Origin of the sequence: Planobispora rosea, from assembly GCF_014648175.1 — a bacterium.
Taxonomy (GTDB): domain Bacteria; phylum Actinomycetota; class Actinomycetes; order Streptosporangiales; family Streptosporangiaceae; genus Planobispora; species Planobispora rosea.
Window position 1 is genome coordinate 1 of the sequence record NZ_BMQP01000123.1, and the last position, 1,253, is coordinate 1,253.

Here is a 1,253-nt window from a genome sequence, read left to right on the forward strand (position 1 = left end):
CCAGGGCCGCCCGATCGACCTGCTGGAGACCGACCGCCTGTTGATGATGTCGCTGCCACCGGTCATCCCGCCGATCGGGCTGACCTGCCGGGTGCGCCTGAGCCGGGACTACTACGTGCGTGTCGACACCGTCGACTACTCCGTCGACCCGCAGGCCATCGGCCGGTTCGTCGAGGTCACCGCCTCCTTGCAGGAGGTGATCGTCTCGTGTGACGGCCACGTCGTCGCCCGGCACCAGCGCTCCTGGGCCCGCCAAGGCGTGATCACCGATCCGGCCCATGCCGCCACGGCCGCAGCGATGCGCCAGGCCCTGGCCGCCGACCGCCTGCGGCGTCAGGCCATGCGCCACCACAGCGACGGCCACGCCGTCACGCTGCGGGCGCTGCCGGACTACGACGCCCTGTTCGGCGTCGACTTCGACCCATCACCTGCGAAAGCGAGAACCGAGTGACCACGACCACCACGGCGACGCCGAAGGACGGACTGCCGTCCCTGCTCGCCTATCTCACCCGGGTCCTGAAGATGCCCACGATCGGCGCGTTCTGGGAAGAGCTCGCCGATCAGGCCCGCGATGCGAACTGGTCGCATGAGGAGTATCTGGCGGCCCTGCTGCAGCGCCAGGTCGCCGACCGCGAATCCAAGGGCACCGTGATGCGGATCCGCACCGCCCACTTCCCCCAGGTCAAGACGCTGGAGGACTTCAACCTCGACCACCTGCCCTCGCTGCGGCGCGACGTGCTGGCTCACCTGGCGACCGGTGCCTTCGTCGCCAAGGCCGAGAACGTGATCCTGCTGGGCCCGCCCGGCATCGGCAAGACCCACTTGGCCATCGGGCTGGGTGTTAAGGCCGCCCACTCGGGCTATTCGGTGCTGTTCGACACCGCCAGCAACTGGATCTCCCGTCTGGCCGCCGCTCACCAGGCCGGCCGCCTGGAAGCCGAATTGAAGAAGGTCCGCCGCTACAAGCTGATCATCATCGACGAGGTCGGCTACATCCCCTTCGACCAGGACGCGGCGAACCTGTTCTTCCAGCTGATCGCGTCCCGTTACGAGCAGGGCTCGGTGATGGTCACCTCGAACCTGCCGTTCGGACGCTGGGGAGAGACCTTCTCCGACGATGTCGTGGCCGCCGCAATGATCGACCGCCTCGTCCACCATGCGGAGGTCCTCACCCTCACCGGTGATTCCTACCGCACCCGCCAGCGACGCGAGTTGCTGGCCAAGGAGAACCGCGCACATCACGACTGAACCGA

General features: G+C 67.8%; 2 protein-coding genes. Both read left to right on the forward strand.

Annotated elements, in window-relative coordinates; genetic code table 11:
- Nucleotides 1–451 (forward strand): Mu transposase domain-containing protein (locus tag IEZ08_RS39015; RefSeq protein ID WP_444544064.1); only part of this gene is annotated, 451 nt, incomplete at its 5' end.
- Complete coding sequence (istB, locus tag IEZ08_RS39020) at nt 448–1,248, forward strand: IS21-like element helper ATPase IstB (protein WP_068929400.1); 801 nt, start codon at nt 448–450, stop codon at nt 1,246–1,248. The genes IEZ08_RS39015 and istB, both read left to right, overlap by 4 nt.
- The last annotated feature ends 5 nt before the right edge of the window (nt 1,249–1,253 follow it).